15 protein-coding genes are annotated in these 14,370 nt (G+C 70.1%); 14 read left to right on the forward strand and 1 reads right to left on the reverse strand.

All coding sequences use genetic code 11. The annotated features are described in order from the left end of the window. Window positions 1-7 precede the first annotated feature (7 nt). The 3 genes from L0984_RS24195 to L0984_RS24205 all read left to right on the forward strand — a co-directional run bounded on the left by L0984_RS24195 (window position 8) and on the right by L0984_RS24205 (window position 2,690). Window positions 8-817, forward strand: coding sequence for an HpcH/HpaI aldolase family protein (locus L0984_RS24195; RefSeq protein WP_234196897.1), 810 nt, complete (start codon window positions 8-10; stop codon window positions 815-817). A gap of 31 nt (window positions 818-848) precedes the next feature. Beyond that, a complete protein-coding gene (locus L0984_RS24200) occupies window positions 849-1,814 on the forward strand; it encodes a tripartite tricarboxylate transporter substrate binding protein (protein WP_234196898.1) in 966 nt (321 codons plus the stop codon). 84 nt (window positions 1,815-1,898) lie between these two features. Further along, window positions 1,899-2,690 (forward strand): sulfite exporter TauE/SafE family protein, encoded by a 792-nt coding sequence (locus L0984_RS24205; protein WP_234196899.1) that lies wholly within the window; start codon window positions 1,899-1,901, stop codon window positions 2,688-2,690. Window positions 2,691-2,713: 23 nt separating this feature from the next. On the opposite strand, the gene L0984_RS24210 is transcribed toward L0984_RS24205, so the two are convergent. After that, window positions 2,714-3,736 carry a LacI family DNA-binding transcriptional regulator gene (locus L0984_RS24210; protein WP_234196900.1) on the reverse strand — a complete coding sequence of 341 codons (1,023 nt, stop codon included), beginning with the start codon at window positions 3,734-3,736 and terminating at the stop codon, window positions 2,714-2,716. A gap of 186 nt (window positions 3,737-3,922) precedes the next feature. On the opposite strand from L0984_RS24210, the gene L0984_RS24215 reads away from it, so the two are divergent. The 11 genes from L0984_RS24215 (at window position 3,923) to L0984_RS24265 (ending at window position 14,249) form a co-directional block, all read left to right on the forward strand. After that, the gene (locus L0984_RS24215) at window positions 3,923-5,221 is read left to right on the forward strand and encodes an ABC transporter substrate-binding protein (RefSeq protein ID WP_234196901.1); all 1,299 of its coding nucleotides are present in this window, start codon (window positions 3,923-3,925) and stop codon (window positions 5,219-5,221) included. Then, complete coding sequence (locus tag L0984_RS24220; protein ID WP_234196902.1) at window positions 5,221-6,003, forward strand: SDR family NAD(P)-dependent oxidoreductase; 783 nt, start codon at window positions 5,221-5,223, stop codon at window positions 6,001-6,003. Before L0984_RS24215 ends, L0984_RS24220 begins: the two co-directional genes overlap by 1 nt. 10 nt (window positions 6,004-6,013) lie before the next feature. Then, window positions 6,014-6,883, forward strand: coding sequence for a carbohydrate ABC transporter permease (locus L0984_RS24225; protein WP_234196903.1), 870 nt, complete (start codon window positions 6,014-6,016; stop codon window positions 6,881-6,883). A 10-nt stretch (window positions 6,884-6,893) separates the two neighbouring features. Then, complete coding sequence (locus L0984_RS24230; RefSeq protein WP_076506249.1) at window positions 6,894-7,709, forward strand: carbohydrate ABC transporter permease; 816 nt, start codon at window positions 6,894-6,896, stop codon at window positions 7,707-7,709. 11 nt (window positions 7,710-7,720) lie between these two features. After that, window positions 7,721-8,695, forward strand: coding sequence for an alcohol dehydrogenase catalytic domain-containing protein (locus L0984_RS24235; protein ID WP_234196904.1), 975 nt, complete (start codon window positions 7,721-7,723; stop codon window positions 8,693-8,695). 10 nt (window positions 8,696-8,705) lie between these two features. Next, complete coding sequence (locus L0984_RS24240) at window positions 8,706-9,776, forward strand: ABC transporter ATP-binding protein (protein ID WP_234196905.1); 1,071 nt, start codon at window positions 8,706-8,708, stop codon at window positions 9,774-9,776. Further along, window positions 9,773-10,723, forward strand: a complete 951-nt coding sequence (locus tag L0984_RS24245; RefSeq protein WP_234196906.1) for a PfkB family carbohydrate kinase — start codon at window positions 9,773-9,775, stop codon at window positions 10,721-10,723. The genes L0984_RS24240 and L0984_RS24245 overlap by 4 nt, the downstream gene beginning before the upstream one ends. A 2-nt stretch (window positions 10,724-10,725) precedes the next feature. Beyond that, the gene (locus L0984_RS24250; protein WP_234196907.1) at window positions 10,726-11,775 is read left to right on the forward strand and encodes a tagatose 1,6-diphosphate aldolase; all 1,050 of its coding nucleotides are present in this window, start codon (window positions 10,726-10,728) and stop codon (window positions 11,773-11,775) included. Beyond that, window positions 11,772-12,920, forward strand: a complete 1,149-nt coding sequence (locus L0984_RS24255) for a mandelate racemase/muconate lactonizing enzyme family protein (protein WP_234196908.1) — start codon at window positions 11,772-11,774, stop codon at window positions 12,918-12,920. Before L0984_RS24250 ends, L0984_RS24255 begins: the two co-directional genes overlap by 4 nt. A 107-nt stretch (window positions 12,921-13,027) precedes the next feature. Beyond that, complete coding sequence (locus tag L0984_RS24260; protein WP_234196909.1) at window positions 13,028-13,630, forward strand: DUF4337 domain-containing protein; 603 nt, start codon at window positions 13,028-13,030, stop codon at window positions 13,628-13,630. A 265-nt stretch (window positions 13,631-13,895) separates the two neighbouring features. Then, window positions 13,896-14,249, forward strand: coding sequence for an alpha/beta hydrolase (locus tag L0984_RS24265; protein ID WP_234196910.1), 354 nt, complete (start codon window positions 13,896-13,898; stop codon window positions 14,247-14,249). The last annotated feature ends 121 nt before the right edge of the window (window positions 14,250-14,370 follow it).

The raw sequence follows: 14,370 nt of genomic DNA on the forward strand, positions 1-14,370 counted from the left end.
CCGACGCATGCCTGCCTATCCCGACCTGCTCGACAACCCCTTCCGCCGCCGCCTGGCCCAGCCCGGCGCGCCGCTCGGCACCTGGCTCATGTCCGGCGCCGCCAGCACCGCCGAGGCCATGGGCCGCGCCGGCTTCGACTGGCTGCTGGTGGACCTGGAGCATGTGCCCATGGACGAGAAGGACACGCTCGCCGTGCTCCAGGCCATCGCCGGCACCGACGCCTGCCCGGTGGCCCGCCTGGCCGCCAACGAGGCCGTGCTGTTCAAGCGCGCGCTGGACATGGGCGCGCAGACGGTGATGGTGCCCTTCGTCGACAGCCCAGAGGCGGCGGCGCGCGCCGTCTCGTACGCCAAGTACCCGCCGCAGGGCGTTCGCGGCTTCGCGGCCGTGCACCGCGCCTCGGGCTACGGCACGGCGCGCGACTACGGCCAGCGCGCCAACGACTCGGTGTTCACCATCATCCAGCTCGAGACGCCGCAGGCGGTCGCCGCGCTGGAGGAGATCGCCGCCGTGCCGGGCGTGGATGCGCTCTTCCTCGGCCCCGGCGACCTGTCGGCCAACATGGGCCACATCGGCAACATCGCCCATCCGGACGTGCAGGCCGTCATCGCCGACGTGGCCCGGCGCTGCCGCGCGGTGGGCAAGCCCTGCGGCATCGTGGGCCCCACGCCGCAGATGGTGGGCAGCTTCGTGCAGCTCGGCTACGACTTCGTGGCCGTGGCCTCGGACATGGGAATGATGATGCGGCAGGCCACGGCCTTCATCGAGGCGATCCGTCCTTCGCTCGCCAAGGGATTCGAGAGCAGCGTGTATTGACGCGCGCCCGACCCCATTCAAGGAGACAACGATGAAGATCCGACCGGCCGCCGTGCGCGGCCTGCTGTGGGCCGCCCTGGCCTGTGCCGCCGCCCTGCCGGCGCAGGCGCAGCCCACCTATCCCGACAAGCCCGTGACCCTGGTCGTGCCCTTCGGGCCCGGCGGCACCTCGGACATCATGGCCCGCATCCTGGAGCGCCACATGGGCGAGCAGCTGGGCCAGGCCATGGTGGTCGACAACAAGGCCGGCGCGGGCGGCGCCATCGGCATGCTGCAGCTCATGCGCGCCCGGCCCGACGGCTACACCGTGGGCCTGTCGGTGATCGGGCCCGAGGTGCTGCAGCCGGCCATCCGCAAGACCGGCTACAGCCACCAGAACTTCGACCACGTCTGCCGCACCTACGCCGTGCCGCTGATGATGATGGTGCCCAAGGAGTCGCCCTTCCAGAGCGTGGCCGACGTGCTGGCCTTCGCGCGCAAGAACCCCGGCACGCTCACCTACGGCTCGTCCGGCCGCGGCACGCTGCTGCACCTGGCCATGGAGATGCTGCTCGACAAGGCGCAGGCCAAGGGTCTGCACGTGCCCTACAAGAGCTCGGGCGAGATGGTCACCGGCCTGCTGGGCAAGCAGGTCATGCTGTTCAGCGAGACGCCCACCGTCTCCAAGCAATACGGCCTGCGGCCGCTGGCCGTGTTCGCCGAGCAGCGCCTGCCCGGCTATCCGGACGTGCCCACCATGGCCGAGGCCGGCTGGCCCATCACGGCCTCCATCTGGGGCGGCGTGATCGCGCCCAAGGGCCTGCCCGCGCCCGTGCTGGCCAGGCTGGAGTCGGCCTGTCAGGCCGCGCTGGCCAGCGAGGCGTACAAGAGCGAAGCCCAACGCCTGGAGACGCCGCCCGCCTACCTGGACGGCCCGCGCTTCGCGGCCTTCGCCGCGCAACAATCCGAGGCCTACGGAAAACTCATCCGCGACCTGGGCCTCGCCGACAAGGACTGAGCCCCTGGGCCTTTCGGCGTCGGCCGAAATGGGCTCAGCCGTCGAGGCTCCTGTGCCGGCCGCCGGGCCGACTTCCTCTCCCGCATGCCGCCCTCGCTCACCTCGCTCGCCGCCCTTCTCGGTTCGCCCGCCACGCTGGCCCTGTACCTGCTGTGCGTCGCCATCGCCACCTTCGCCCAGACGCTCTCGGGCTTCGCCTTCGGGCTGGTCTTCCTGAGCCTGGTAGCCAGCTTCGACCTGGCCTCGGTGGCCGATGCGGCCAACGTGGCGACGGTGCTGACGCTGGCCAATGCCTGGGCCTATTTCCGCGCGCACCGGCAGCCGGTGCCCTGGACGCTGATGAAGCCGGCCATGCTCACGAGCTGCGTCGGCGTGGGCCTGGGCCTGGTGCTGCTGCACTGGCTGAGCGCGGGCGCCACCACGGCGCTCAAGCTGCTGCTGGGGGTGGTGATCGTGCTGTGCGCGCTGGTGCTGCTGCGCCGGGGCGCCGTGCGGGCCACGCTGGCGCCGCCGCGGCAGTTCGCGGTCGCCGGGCTGGTGTCGGGGTTGATGGGCGGGCTGTTCGGCACCTCGGGGCCGCCCATCGTCTACCACCTCTACCGCCAGCCGCTGGGGCTGGACGTGGTGCGCCGCAGCCTGCTGCTGATGTTCGCGGCCAATGCGCTGACCCGCATCGTGTTGAACGTGCCCACGGGCGGCTTCTCGCTGCGGGCGGTGCTGCTGTCGGCCATCGCGCTGCCGCTGGTGCAGGTGCTCACGCGGCTGGCGTTGCGCCTGCAGCCGCATGTGCCGGCCGCGGCGCTGCGCTGGGGCGTGGCGGCGCTGCTGGTGGCCACGGGCGGTTCGCTCGCGCTTGGGGCGCTGCACGCCCACTGACACGGCCTGCGCGCCACCGACCCTCAGGCACTGGCGCGCGGCGGCGCGGTCGATTCGCGCACGACCAGCGTCGCATCCACCTCGTGGTGCATCACGCAGGGCTGGCCACTGAGCTGCTTGACCAGGTGCTCGCCGGCCCGCGTCCACACCTCGTCGGTGGGCAGGTGCATGGTCGTGAGGCTGGGCCGCAGGTGGCGGCTCCACTCCAGGTCGTCGAAGCCCATGACCGAGATGTGGCCGGGCACCTGCAGGCCGTGGCGCTCGACCTCCAGCAGCACGCCGTAGGCCAGCACGTCGTTGCCGCAGACCACCGCCGTCGGACGCTCGGGGCGGGCCATGAGCGCCCGCGCGGCCTGGCGGGCATCGTCCAGCCGGTAGTGCACCTCGTAGTACCAGTCGTCGGGCAGCGGCAGGCCCTGCTCCTTCAGCGCGCGCCGCACGCCGGCCACGCGGGCCGAGGCACGGTCGTTGTGGGCCGACATGGCCGCCACCATGGCGATGCGCGTGTGGCCGAGCCCGATCAGGTAGCGCGTGGCGCGCCAGGCGGCGTCCTCGTTGTTGGCGCCGATGGAGGCATAGGGCTTGTCGGGGTGGTAGACGCCCACGTTCACGAAGGGCATGCGCTGGGTGGCCAGCAGGCGCCGCAGGCCTTCGGTGTGCATGTCGCCGCGCAGGATCAGGCCGTCGACGCCGCGGCTGACCATGTTCTGCGCCTGGCGGAACTCGACCTCGGGGTCGTAGCCGCTGGTGGCCAGCAGCAGCAGGTAGCCCTGCAGCGACAGGTAGCGCTGCAGCGCCTCGATGCCGCGCGCGAACATGGCGTTGTCCACCGTCGGGATGATGGCGCCGATGGTGCGCGTGCGCCGCGACGACAGCGCCCGCGCCGCCGCGTCGGGGATGTAGCCCAGCGCAGCGATGGCCGCGTCCACCTTCAGGCGCAGGGCCGGGCTCACCGATTCGGGGCTGTTCAGCGCCCGCGAGATCGAGGCAGTGGACACGCCCGCGTGCTGCGCCACTTCGCGGATGCCGACGGATTTGTTCTTCATCGATGAAACAGTTTACATAAAACAGGTACATCGGCTGAAGCACCGTTTTCAAGGGCAAACCCCAATAAAAAACACCCCATCTCCGCCCGCGGCGCGGTTGATCGTCACCCGTCAATCACCCACAATTCTGTAAACGGTTACATCGCTTCGACCCGTCGGCATGGCCGACAGAACAAGGAGACATCCATGCGTTCCATCCACCGTCCCATCGCCGTGCTCGGCACGGTCGCCCTGGCCACGCTGTCGCTCACGGCGGGCGCCCAGGAGTTCAACTGGAAGAAGTACCAGGGCACGACCCTCACCTTCCTGGCCAACAACAACCCGGTGGCGGCGGCGCTGCTCAAGCACAAGGACGACTTCGAGAAGCAGACCGGCATGACGCTCAAGGTGGACAGCTACCAGGAGCAGCAGATGCGCCAGCGCATGGTGACGGTGATGAACTCGCGCAGCGACGAGGTGGACCTGTTCATGTCCCTGCCCTCGCGCGAGGGCCTGCAGTTCGCCAAGGCCGGCTGGTATGCCGACCTGACCGACCTCATCAAGACCTCCGCCGCGCCCGGCTACGACTTCGCCGACCTGAGCCCCGGCCTGGTGAAGGACGCGAGCTACAACGGCCGCGTGATGGGCGTGCCACTCAACATCGAAGGGCCGGTGCTGTACTACCGCAAGGACCTGTTCCAGAAGTGCGGCGTGCAGCTGCCCAAGAGCCTGCCGGAACTCGAAGGCGTGGCCGCCAAGCTCAAGAGCTGCGAGCCGGACGTGACGCCCTTCGTCTCGCGCGGCCTCAAGCCGGCCCTGCCCTTCAGCTACAGCGTGTTCCTGCACAACTTCGGCGGCGACTACATGAAGGACGGCAAGTCGCAGCTGTGCAGCAAGCCGGGCCAGGAGTCGCTGGCCCTGTATGCCAAGCTGCTCAAGGACTACGGCCCGCGTGGCGTGGTGAACTACAGCTTCTATCAGATCAGCAGCCTGTACCGCGAGGGCAAGGCGGCGATGGCCTTCGAGTCCTCCAACGAGCTGCGCAGCGTGATGGAAGGCGGCGCCCGCCTCAAGGACACGGCCATCGCCGTGCTGCCCGCCGGCCCCGGCGGCTCGCGCCCCACGGTGATCGGCTGGACCATGTCCGTCTCGGCCTACAGCAAGAAGAAGGAAGCCGCCTGGTACTTCGTGCAGTGGGCCACCAGCCGCGCCGTGCAGGAGAAGCTGGCGCTGGACGGCGTGGCGCCGCCGCGCGCCTCGGTCGCCAACGGCGCCGACTACAAGGCCTGGATGGACGGCGAGCCGGTGCGCCGCGAATGGGCCGCCACCGTCAGCGAACTGGGCAAGACCGGCACCTCCGAAGTGGGCTACCCCATCGTGGCCAACCCGGCCTCGCGCGAATACGTGGGCCAAGCTGTGAACGAACTGCTGCTGGGCCAGAAGACCGTCGCCCAGGCCTGTGCCGACGCCGACAAGCAGCTCGACGCCCTGATCGCCAAGGACTGATGGACACGATCGCCGAAGACAGCCGCCCGCGGGCGGCCGGGAGCCCCTTCGCCTTCGCGCCGGGCCACCGCGTGCTGGTGGTGGGCGGTGCGGGCGGCATCGGCAGCGCCATCGCGCAGGCCTTCGCCGACGCCGGCTGCGAGGTGGTCGCCACCGGCGTGGACGACGCCGCGCTGGCGGCGTCCACCTTGAAGCCTGCCGCGCACCTGCGCCTGACCACGCTGGACGTGACCCGCGACGACGACGTGGCGCGGCTGGTGGGCGAGCTGGACGGCCTGCACACGCTGGTCAACTGCGCCGGCATCCTGGCGCGCTTCAAGGAGTTCGAGGTTGCGACCTTCCAGCGCGTGCTGGACGTCAATCTCACCGGCACCTTCCGCCTGTGCACGGCCTGCAAGCCGCTGCTCGCGGCGCATGGCGATGCTGGCGGCGGCAGCATCGTCAACATCGCCTCCATGAACGCCTTCGCGGCGCTGCCGTGGATTCCGGCCTACTGCGCCAGCAAGGGCGGCGTGGTGATGCTCACCAAGTCGCTGGCCCTGGCCTGGGCCGCCGAGGGCATCCGTGTCAACGCGGTGGCGCCCGGCTATGTCGAGACGCCGATCAACGCCGAAGGCCGCCAGGACGCGGCCCACTACGAACGCATCCGCGCGCGCATTCCGCAGGGCCGCTGGGCCCAGCCCACCGACATCGCGGGCAGCGCGCTCTTCCTGGCCTCGCCGGCCGCCCACTACATGACCGGCACCGTGCTGGCGGTGGACGGCGGCTTCCTGGCCGGATGAGGACCTTCCCATGAGCCAATCCATCGGAACCCGCCGGCAGCTGAACATGCTGTCCACGCCGGCCGTGATCTTCACGCTGGCGCTGATCGCCTTTCCCTTCGCCTACACGATCTGGCTGAGCCTGCACGAGTTCAGCTTCGGCGGCAGCGCCACGCTCAACTACGGCCAGAACTACCTGCTCATGCTGCAGGACGGCGAGTTCTGGAACGGCCTGAAGATCACCCTGGTGCTGTACGTGCTCTCGCTGGTGCTGCAGCTGGTGCTGGGCACCTACGTCGCACTGCTGCTGCATTCGTCCAAGAAGCTCTCGGGCATCGTGCGCACGCTCATGATCTCGCCCTTCGTGCTGCCGCCGGTGGTGGTGGGCATGATGTGGCTGGTGGTGCTGGACCCGTCCATCGGCGCGGCCAACTGGCTGCTGGAGAGCGTGGGCCTGCCGCGCTCGGACTGGCTGGCGTCGCCCCAGTGGGTGATCCCCACCGTCGCCTTCATCGACACCTGGCAATGGACGCCCTACGTGGCGCTGATCGTGCTGGGCGGGCTGCAGTCGCTGCCGCCCAACGTATACGAGGCGGCGCAGATCGACGGCGCCTCGCGCTGGAAGACCTTCTGGCGCATCACGCTGCCGCTGCTGATGCCCACCATCGTCACGGCCGCCATCCTGCGCAGCGTCGACCTGCTGCGCTTCTTCGACATCATCTACATCACCACCCAGGGCGGGCCGGGCAATGCCTCGAACACGCTCAACATCTACGGCTTCCGCAAGGGCTTCGAGTTCTTCGAGATCGGCTATGCGAGCGCGCTGATGATCACGCTCTCGACGCTGGTGCTGGGCGCCGTGGTGGTGCTGACCCAGGCGCGCAAGCGCGTCGCCTGGTGAGGAGACACGCATGCACGACGACGCCCTCATCCGCCGCCTGAACGCGCTGCAGATCGCGCTGGTGGGCCTGATCATCCTGGCGCCCATCGCCTGGATGGTGCTGGCCTCCTTCAAGCCCTCCGCCGAGGTCACGGCCTACCCGCCCAAGCTGTTCTTCACGCCCACGCTGGACAACTACCGCCAGCTCTTCGGCACCACGCCCTTCGCCCACTACACCTGGAACAGCCTGGTCATCACCATCGGCTCGACGGTCATCGGCATCGTGCTGGGCGTGCCGGCGGCCTTCGCGGTGTCGTGGACGCGCATCACCTGGCCGGCCACGGTCACGCTGCTGGCGCGCATGGCGCCGGGCACGCTCTTCCTGCTGCCGTGGTACGTGATGTTCCGCGAGCTGAACCTGATCGGCACCTACACGGCGCTGGTGGTCACGCATGCGGTCATCACCATGCCCATCGTCATCTGGGTGCTGCTGCCCTTCTTCGACAACATCCCGCGCAGCGTGCTGGAAAGCGCGCAGGTGGACGGCTGCAGCGTGCCGCGCATCCTGTGGCGCATCGCCCTGCCGCTGGTGATGCCGGGGCTGGTGGTGTCGGCCATCCTGGCCTTCGTCTTTTCCTGGAACTACTTCCTCTTCGCGCTGGTGCTGTCCAACGGCGACACCAAGACGCTGATCGCCGCCTCGTTCAACTTCATCGGCGAGGGGGCCTCCAACTGGGGCGCCCTCATGGCCGCGGCCACGCTCATCGCGCTGCCGCCGCTGGTGCTCGCCTTCTTCGTGCAACGCCGTCTGGTGTCGGGCCTCGCGCTCGGTGCCGTCAAGGGCTAGGAGCCAACCTCATGCAAGCAGCTGTCTTCCATGGCGACAAGACCATCACGGTCGCCGACATCGAACGTCCCGTGCCCGCCGCCGGCGAGGTGCTCCTGCGCGTGCGCCGCACGGCGCTGTGCGGCTCGGACACCAAGCTCTGGATCAAGGGCGCGACCTTCACGCCCGGCCACGAGATCTTCGGCGTGGTCGAGCAGCCGGGCCATGCGCTCGACGGCCGGCGCTGCCTGGTCTACATCCCGGTGCATTGCGGCCACTGCGAGAGTTGCCGCCGCGGCGACACGCAGATGTGCCTGAACGAGTCGGTGCTGGTGGGCTGGAACCGCCCGGGCGGCTACGCCGAATACCTGGCCGTGCCCGAGCAGTGCCTGCTGCCCGTGCCCGACGACATCGAGGACGAACTGGCGCCGCTGCTGCTGGACACCATCGGCACCGCGGCGCACGGCATCCGCTTCGTGCAGAACCTGGTGCCGCCGCAGGGCGCAGGGCCGGTGCTGGTCACGGGCGCGGGTCCGGTGGGCATGGGCGCCATCGTGGCGCTGCTCAACCTGGGCTACACCGAGGTCTACGTGTCCGACCTGAAGGAGGAGCGCCTGCAACTGGCCGAGTCCTTCGGCGCGCGCCGGCACCCGGTGGGCGACAACAGCAAGCGCTTCAAGCTCATCGTCGAGTGCAGCGGCTCGCATGCGGCGCGCTCGCTGGGCATGAACATCGTGCTGCCGCGTGGCGTGCTGATCCTCATCGGCGAAAGCGATGCCCCCTGGCCCGTGCAGGAGACGCCGGCCATCCGCCGCAAGGACTTCTACATGGTGCGCACCTTCTACTTCCCCAAGTCGGACTTCGCGCTCAACGTGGAGCTGCTGCGCAAGGAGAAGGCGCGCTACCGCCAGCTGGTGGACGCGCAGTTCGGCATCGCGCAGCTGCCCGAGATGTTCGGCCGCTTCGTGGCGGGCGAGCTGGTCAAGCCGCTGCTGGCTTTTTCCTGAGGCGACGCGAATGGCAGCGATCCATCTGCGAGGCCTGACCAAGCGCTACGGCGACATCACCGTGGTGCCCGCCATCGACCTGGAGGTCCGGGACCAGGAATTCGTCGTCTTCGTCGGGCCCTCGGGCTGCGGCAAGTCCACCCTGCTGCGCGTGATCGCGGGGCTGGAGCCCATCGACGGCGGCGAGCTCTACATCGGCGACACCTGCGTCAACGACGTGCCGCCCGCGCAGCGCGACATCGCCATGGTGTTCCAGGACTACGCGCTCTATCCGCACATGAGCGTCTACCAGAACATGGCCTTCGGCCTGGAGATGCGCGGCATGGACAAGGCCGAGATCGACCGCCGCGTGCAGCGCGCGGCCGGCCTGCTGCACATCGAGCCCTTCCTGCAGCGCAAGCCCAAGGCCCTGTCGGGCGGCCAGCGCCAGCGCGTGGCCATGGGCCGCGCGATGGTGCGCAACCCGAAGGTCTTCCTCTTCGACGAGCCGCTGTCCAACCTGGACGCCAAGCTGCGCGGCGAGGTGCGCACCGAAATCAAGGCGCTGTCGCAGCAGCTCAAGACCACCATGATCTTCGTCACCCACGACCAGGTGGAGGCCATGACCATGGCCGACCGCATCGTGGTGCTCAAGGCCGGCGTGGTGCAGCAGTTCGGCACGCCCGACGAGGTGTACCGCCAGCCCGCCAACCAGTTCGTGGCGGGCTTCATCGGCTCGCCCACCATGAACTTCTTCGACGTGGGCGTGGAAGCCGGCGGCCTGTGCCTGGCCGATGGCACCCTGCTCGCGATGCCCGCCGAGCGGCTGCAGCCGATGCTCGCGGCCGGCCGCGCCAGGGCCGTGCTGGGCATCCGCCCCGAGCACCTGCTGGCGCAGGCCGAGGGCCCGCTGCGCACCACCGTGAGCGTGGTCGAGCCGCTGGGCTCGGACACGCTGGTGTACTTCGACTTCGACGGCAAGCGCCATGTGGCGCGCGTGGCGCCCGAGCTGGCGGTGAACGCGGGCGCCCCCATCGCGCTGGGCTTCGACCCAGCCAAGGTGCACCTGTTCGACGCCGCCACCGGGGACGTGCTGCGGTGAACGCCCTGCCCCCCTTGCCCGATGCGCTGCGCGCGGCGCGGCCCGTGGTGATCTGCCTGGGGTTGTCGGCCTTCGACCTGACCTGGGGGGTGGACGCCCTGCCTACGGGCGGTGGCAAGACCCGCGCCGGCGACTTTCGCGAAGGCGGCGGCGGCATGGCCGCCAATGCGGCGGTGGCCGCCGCCCGCCTGGGCGCCGACGCGCGCTTCTGGGGCCGTGCCGGCGACGACAGCGCCGGCCGCGCCATGCGCGACGAACTGGCGCGGGACGGCGTGGACGTGGCGCAGTTCCGGCTCTTCGACGGGGCCCGCTCCTCGGTCTCGGGCATCGTGGTCGACGGCCGCGGCGAACGCATGATCGTCAACTTCCGCGGCGACGGCCTGCCGGCCGATCCCACCTGGCTGCCGCTCGACGCGGTGGCCGGCGCCCAGGCGGTGCTGGCCGACCCACGCTGGCCCGAGGGCGCGCTCGCCCTCTTCCAGGCCGCCCGCCGGCACGGCGTGCCCTCGGTGCTCGACGGCGACATGGCCGAACCCTGGGTCTTCGACCAGCTGCTGCCGCACACCGATGTGGCCGCCTTCTCGGAGCCCGCGCTCGCCGCCTACAGCGGCGGCGGCGCACTGCACGCACAACTGGGCGTGGCCCGCGCGCGCGGTTGTCGGCTGGCCGCCGTGACCCTGGGCGAACGCGGCGTGGCCTGGCTGGACGAAGCCGGCGCCCTGCAGACGCTGCCCGCCTTTGCCGTCGACGCGGTGGACACCACCGGTGCCGGCGATGTTTTCCACGGAGCCCTCGCCTTCGCCCTCGGTGCCGGACTGGCACCGGCGCAGGCCTTCCGTCTGTCCGCCGCAGCCGCGGCACTCAAGTGCCGGCAGGCCGGAGGCCGCTCGGGCGCGCCCCGGCTGGGCGATGCACTCACCTTCCTTCAAGAGATCCAGGAGCACTGAACATGGCGAACAACCTCCGTCTGGGCAAGCAATGGGGCCTGCGCCGCATGGCCACGCCCGCCGGGCATTTCACGATGGTGGCGCTCGACCAGCGCCCGCCCATCGCCAGCCTCATCGCCAAAAAGCAGGGCATCGCCCCGGCCGACGTGGCCTTCGCCGACATGGTCGCGGTCAAGCGCGTGCTGGTGGACGTGCTGGGCCCGCATGCCAGCGCCATGCTGTTCGATCCCAACTACGCCTTCCCGGCGGGCCTGCAGAAGCTGCCGGCCCACACCGGCCTGGTGGTGACATTGGAAGACCACCGCTTCCGCGACCAGCCCGGCGGCCGCCTGTCGCATTCGATCAAGGACTGGAGCGTCGAGAAGATCAAGCGCGCCGGCGGCGACGGCGTCAAGGTGCTGGCCTGGTACCGGCCCGATGCCGATGCCGACATCGTGGCCCACCAGCAGCGCTACGTGGCCGAGATCGGCGAGCAGTGCCGCATCCACGACATCCCGCTGGTGCTGGAGCTGCTGGTCTACCCCTTTCCCAAGAGCGAGCGCCACACCACCGACTATGTGGAGTCGCCCGAGAAGCTGCCCGAGCTGGTGCTCGACAGCGTGCGCGAGTTCGCCAAGCCGCATTACGGCGTGGACCTGTTCAAGCTCGAAAGCCCGCTGCCCGGCGCTAGCCTGCCGGCGCATGGCGACAGTGCCGAGTCGCGCCAGGCCCAGGCCCTGTTCGACCAGATGGGCGGCATCTGCCGCGATGCCGGCATCCCGTGGGTGATGCTGTCGGCCGGTGTCACGCCCAAGCAGTTCCTGCGCGTGATGGCGTACGCCTACGCGGCGGGCGCCCATGGCTTCCTGGCCGGCCGCGCCGTGTGGTGGGAGGCGCTGCAGCAGTTCCCCGACCTGGCCGGCTTCGAGGCCCAGCTGCGCCGCGAAGGCACGGCCACGCTGGCCGAACTGGCCGCCCTCACCGAGCGCGCCGGCAACGCCTGGCAGGCCGACTACAGCGCCTTCGACACGCTCAAGGCCGAGGGCGAGTTCTGCCTGGCCTACGCGGGATGACGGCAGCGGCGACCGATCTGCGCCTCGAACGCATCGAGGCCTTCGTCTTCCGCGCGCCGGCCGATCCGCCGGTGCAGACCTCCTTCGGCATCATGCGCGACCGGCCGGCCCTGCTGCTGCGCGCCATCGCCGACGACGGCGCCGAGGGTTGGGGCGAGGTCTGGTGCAACTTTCCGACCGTGGGCGCGGAGCACCGCGCGCGCATGGCGCTGACCTACCTGCCGCCGCTGGCCTGCGGGCCGCAGTGGACGAGCCCGCAGCACTGCTTCGAGACGCTCAGCGCCAAACTGGCCGTGCTGGCCATCCAGTGCGGCGAGCCCGGCCCGCTGGCGCAGATCGTGGCCGGCCTGGACATCGCGCTGTGGGACCTGCTGGGCCGCCGCCACGACCTGCCCGTGTGGAAGCTGCTCGCGCCCGACCTGGCGGCGCCTGCGCCGGTGCCGCTCTATGCCTCGGGCCTCAACCCGACGGCGCCCGAGAAGCTGGCAGCGGCCAAGCGCGCGGAGGGCTACCGTGCCTTCAAGCTCAAGGTCGGCTTCGGCGCCGAGCGCGACGAGGCCAACCTGGCTGCCCTGCGCGAGGTGATCGGCCCCGCGGCGCCGCTGATGGTCGATGCCAACCAGGCCTGGGACCTGGACGAGGCCATCGCGGCCGGCCGCCGCATGGCGCGCCACGACCTCGGCTGGCTGGAGGAGCCCGTGCGCGCCGACACGCCGCTGGCCGACTGGACCCGGCTGGCGCGCGAGCAGCCGCTGCCGCTGGCCGGTGGCGAGAACCTGGCCGGCCTGGACGCCTTCGACGCCCACATCGGCGCCGAGGGCCTGTCGATCATCCAGCCTGACCTGGGCAAATGGGGCGGCTTCAGCGGCTGCCTGGCCGTGGGCCGGCGCACGCTGGCGCAGGGCAAGCGCTTCTGTCCGCACTGGCTCGGGGCCGGCATCGGCCTCACGGCCTCCTTCCACCTCAAGGCGGCGGTGGGCGGGCCGGGCCATGTGGAGGTGGATGCCAACCCCAACCCGCTGCGCGACCTGCTGGCCACGCCGGTGTTCGCGCTGGAAGAAGGCGCCGTGCACCTGGGGATGAAGCCCGGCCTGGGCGTGCAGCCCGACCTCAAGGCGGCCCAGGCTTTCCGCATCCCGCTCTAGGCGGGGTCGGCGCCGGCCGTACGGCGTGCGTTCATCGAAGGCTGGGATCATCCCGGTCGCTGCCATCCGGCGGCGTCCAACACCTCCAAGAACGCACGCCTTCCGCCATGTCCTCTTCCGGTTTCCACGTCCACGGTCCGCACGACCACGAACTCCAGCATGCCGCCGAACACGAGGCCGAGCATGCCGCCGCCGCCAAGAAGCAGCGCAGCATCACCAACGAGGTGGCCGTCTTCACCGCCGTGATCGCCACGGTCGGCGCCATCTTTGCCTACATGGGCGGGCTGACGCAGGCCAATGCCGGCCTCTACAAGAACAACGCCGGCATGAAGCGCACCGAAGCCGCCAACCAGTGGAATTACTACCAGGCCAAGAGCACCAAGCAGGCGCTGGCCGAGTTCGCGCGCGACCTGTCGCCCGAGGACCGCAAGCCGGCCATGCAGGAAAAGGCGACGCGCTACGACAAGGAGAAGGCCGAGATCCAGCTGGCCGCCCAGAAGCTGGACAAGGAGGCCGACGACTGGGACCACCGCTCCGACGCGGCCCTGCACGAGCACCACCGCTGGGCCCAGGCCACCACCGCGCTGCAGGTCTCCATCGCCCTGGCCGCCATCGCGCTGCTCACCCGCAAGCGCTGGCTGGAGTGGGGCATGTTCGGGGTGGCCGGGCTGGGCCTGGTGATCGGCGGCCTCGCGCTCGCCCACATCTGAGACACGCTTCGCAGCGCAACCCCTACGCCGCGGGCCGCCGTTCCGGGGGTCACGCGCAGAGTTCTACCGATGCAACGACGTAGGTAATCACGCCGCGATTGTTTCGCTGGCGTGAACGTGACGTTCGTCAAAGACAAGGGTTTTCCCTAGATCTTGGGTCCACAATTCATCTCACGGGCCAGCGATTGAACGCAGACCCGAAGCCGGCGAGGCGGGTGCCTTGCCAGCTCTGTTCAACGCAATGCCTGCCTACAGGAGAAAAATCATGACCAAGACCTCGAAGATCATCGCCCTCGCCGCCCTGTCGTTCGCCGCCGTTTCCGGCGCCAGCGCCGAGGAATACCAAGGCGTCGTCGCCCCCGTGTCGGCCTTCAGCCGCGCCGAAGTGAACGCCCAAGGCGTGCAAGCCGCTCGCGCCGAGCAGAACCTGGAATACGTCGGCCAGCAAGTCGCCGTCGCTCCGGCCGCTCCCCGCAGCCGTGCCGCCGTGCAGGCCGAAGCCGTGGCCGCTGCCCACAACCCGACCGCCAACCTGGACTCCAAGGCTTTCGTGAACAGCACGATCCCGACGCAGTACACCCAGGGCAGCCTGTCGGTCTACCGCAAGGCCGGTCTGTAAAAGACCTCCGCCGCCCGGCGCGGCGCCCGTTGTCAGCGGGCAAGGCGCAGGGCGGATGCCTTCGGGCAATCCGGAAGCCGGTATGCGAAAGCATGCCGGCTTTCTGCTTTGGGGCATCGCA

It is taken from the genome of Pseudacidovorax sp. NFM-22, from assembly GCF_021401245.1.
Taxonomy (GTDB): Bacteria; Pseudomonadota; Gammaproteobacteria; order Burkholderiales; family Burkholderiaceae_C; genus Xenophilus.

What these genes read in the sequence shown, in the direction of transcription:
- L0984_RS24195 (WP_234196897.1), top strand. Translation starts at nt 8, where the DNA reads ATGCCTGCCTATCCCGACCTGCTCGACAACCCCTTCCGCCGCCGCCTG.
- L0984_RS24200 (WP_234196898.1), top strand. Translation starts at nt 849, where the DNA reads ATGAAGATCCGACCGGCCGCCGTGCGCGGCCTGCTGTGGGCCGCCCTG.
- L0984_RS24205 (WP_234196899.1), top strand. Translation starts at nt 1,899, where the DNA reads ATGCCGCCCTCGCTCACCTCGCTCGCCGCCCTTCTCGGTTCGCCCGCC.
- L0984_RS24210 (WP_234196900.1), bottom strand. Translation starts at nt 3,736, where the DNA reads ATGAAGAACAAATCCGTCGGCATCCGCGAAGTGGCGCAGCACGCGGGC.
- L0984_RS24215 (WP_234196901.1), top strand. Translation starts at nt 3,923, where the DNA reads ATGCGTTCCATCCACCGTCCCATCGCCGTGCTCGGCACGGTCGCCCTG.
- L0984_RS24220 (WP_234196902.1), top strand. Translation starts at nt 5,221, where the DNA reads ATGGACACGATCGCCGAAGACAGCCGCCCGCGGGCGGCCGGGAGCCCC.
- L0984_RS24225 (WP_234196903.1), top strand. Translation starts at nt 6,014, where the DNA reads ATGAGCCAATCCATCGGAACCCGCCGGCAGCTGAACATGCTGTCCACG.
- L0984_RS24230 (WP_076506249.1), top strand. Translation starts at nt 6,894, where the DNA reads ATGCACGACGACGCCCTCATCCGCCGCCTGAACGCGCTGCAGATCGCG.
- L0984_RS24235 (WP_234196904.1), top strand. Translation starts at nt 7,721, where the DNA reads ATGCAAGCAGCTGTCTTCCATGGCGACAAGACCATCACGGTCGCCGAC.
- L0984_RS24240 (WP_234196905.1), top strand. Translation starts at nt 8,706, where the DNA reads ATGGCAGCGATCCATCTGCGAGGCCTGACCAAGCGCTACGGCGACATC.
- L0984_RS24250 (WP_234196907.1), top strand. Translation starts at nt 10,726, where the DNA reads ATGGCGAACAACCTCCGTCTGGGCAAGCAATGGGGCCTGCGCCGCATG.
- L0984_RS24255 (WP_234196908.1), top strand. Translation starts at nt 11,772, where the DNA reads ATGACGGCAGCGGCGACCGATCTGCGCCTCGAACGCATCGAGGCCTTC.
- L0984_RS24260 (WP_234196909.1), top strand. Translation starts at nt 13,028, where the DNA reads ATGTCCTCTTCCGGTTTCCACGTCCACGGTCCGCACGACCACGAACTC.
- L0984_RS24265 (WP_234196910.1), top strand. Translation starts at nt 13,896, where the DNA reads ATGACCAAGACCTCGAAGATCATCGCCCTCGCCGCCCTGTCGTTCGCC.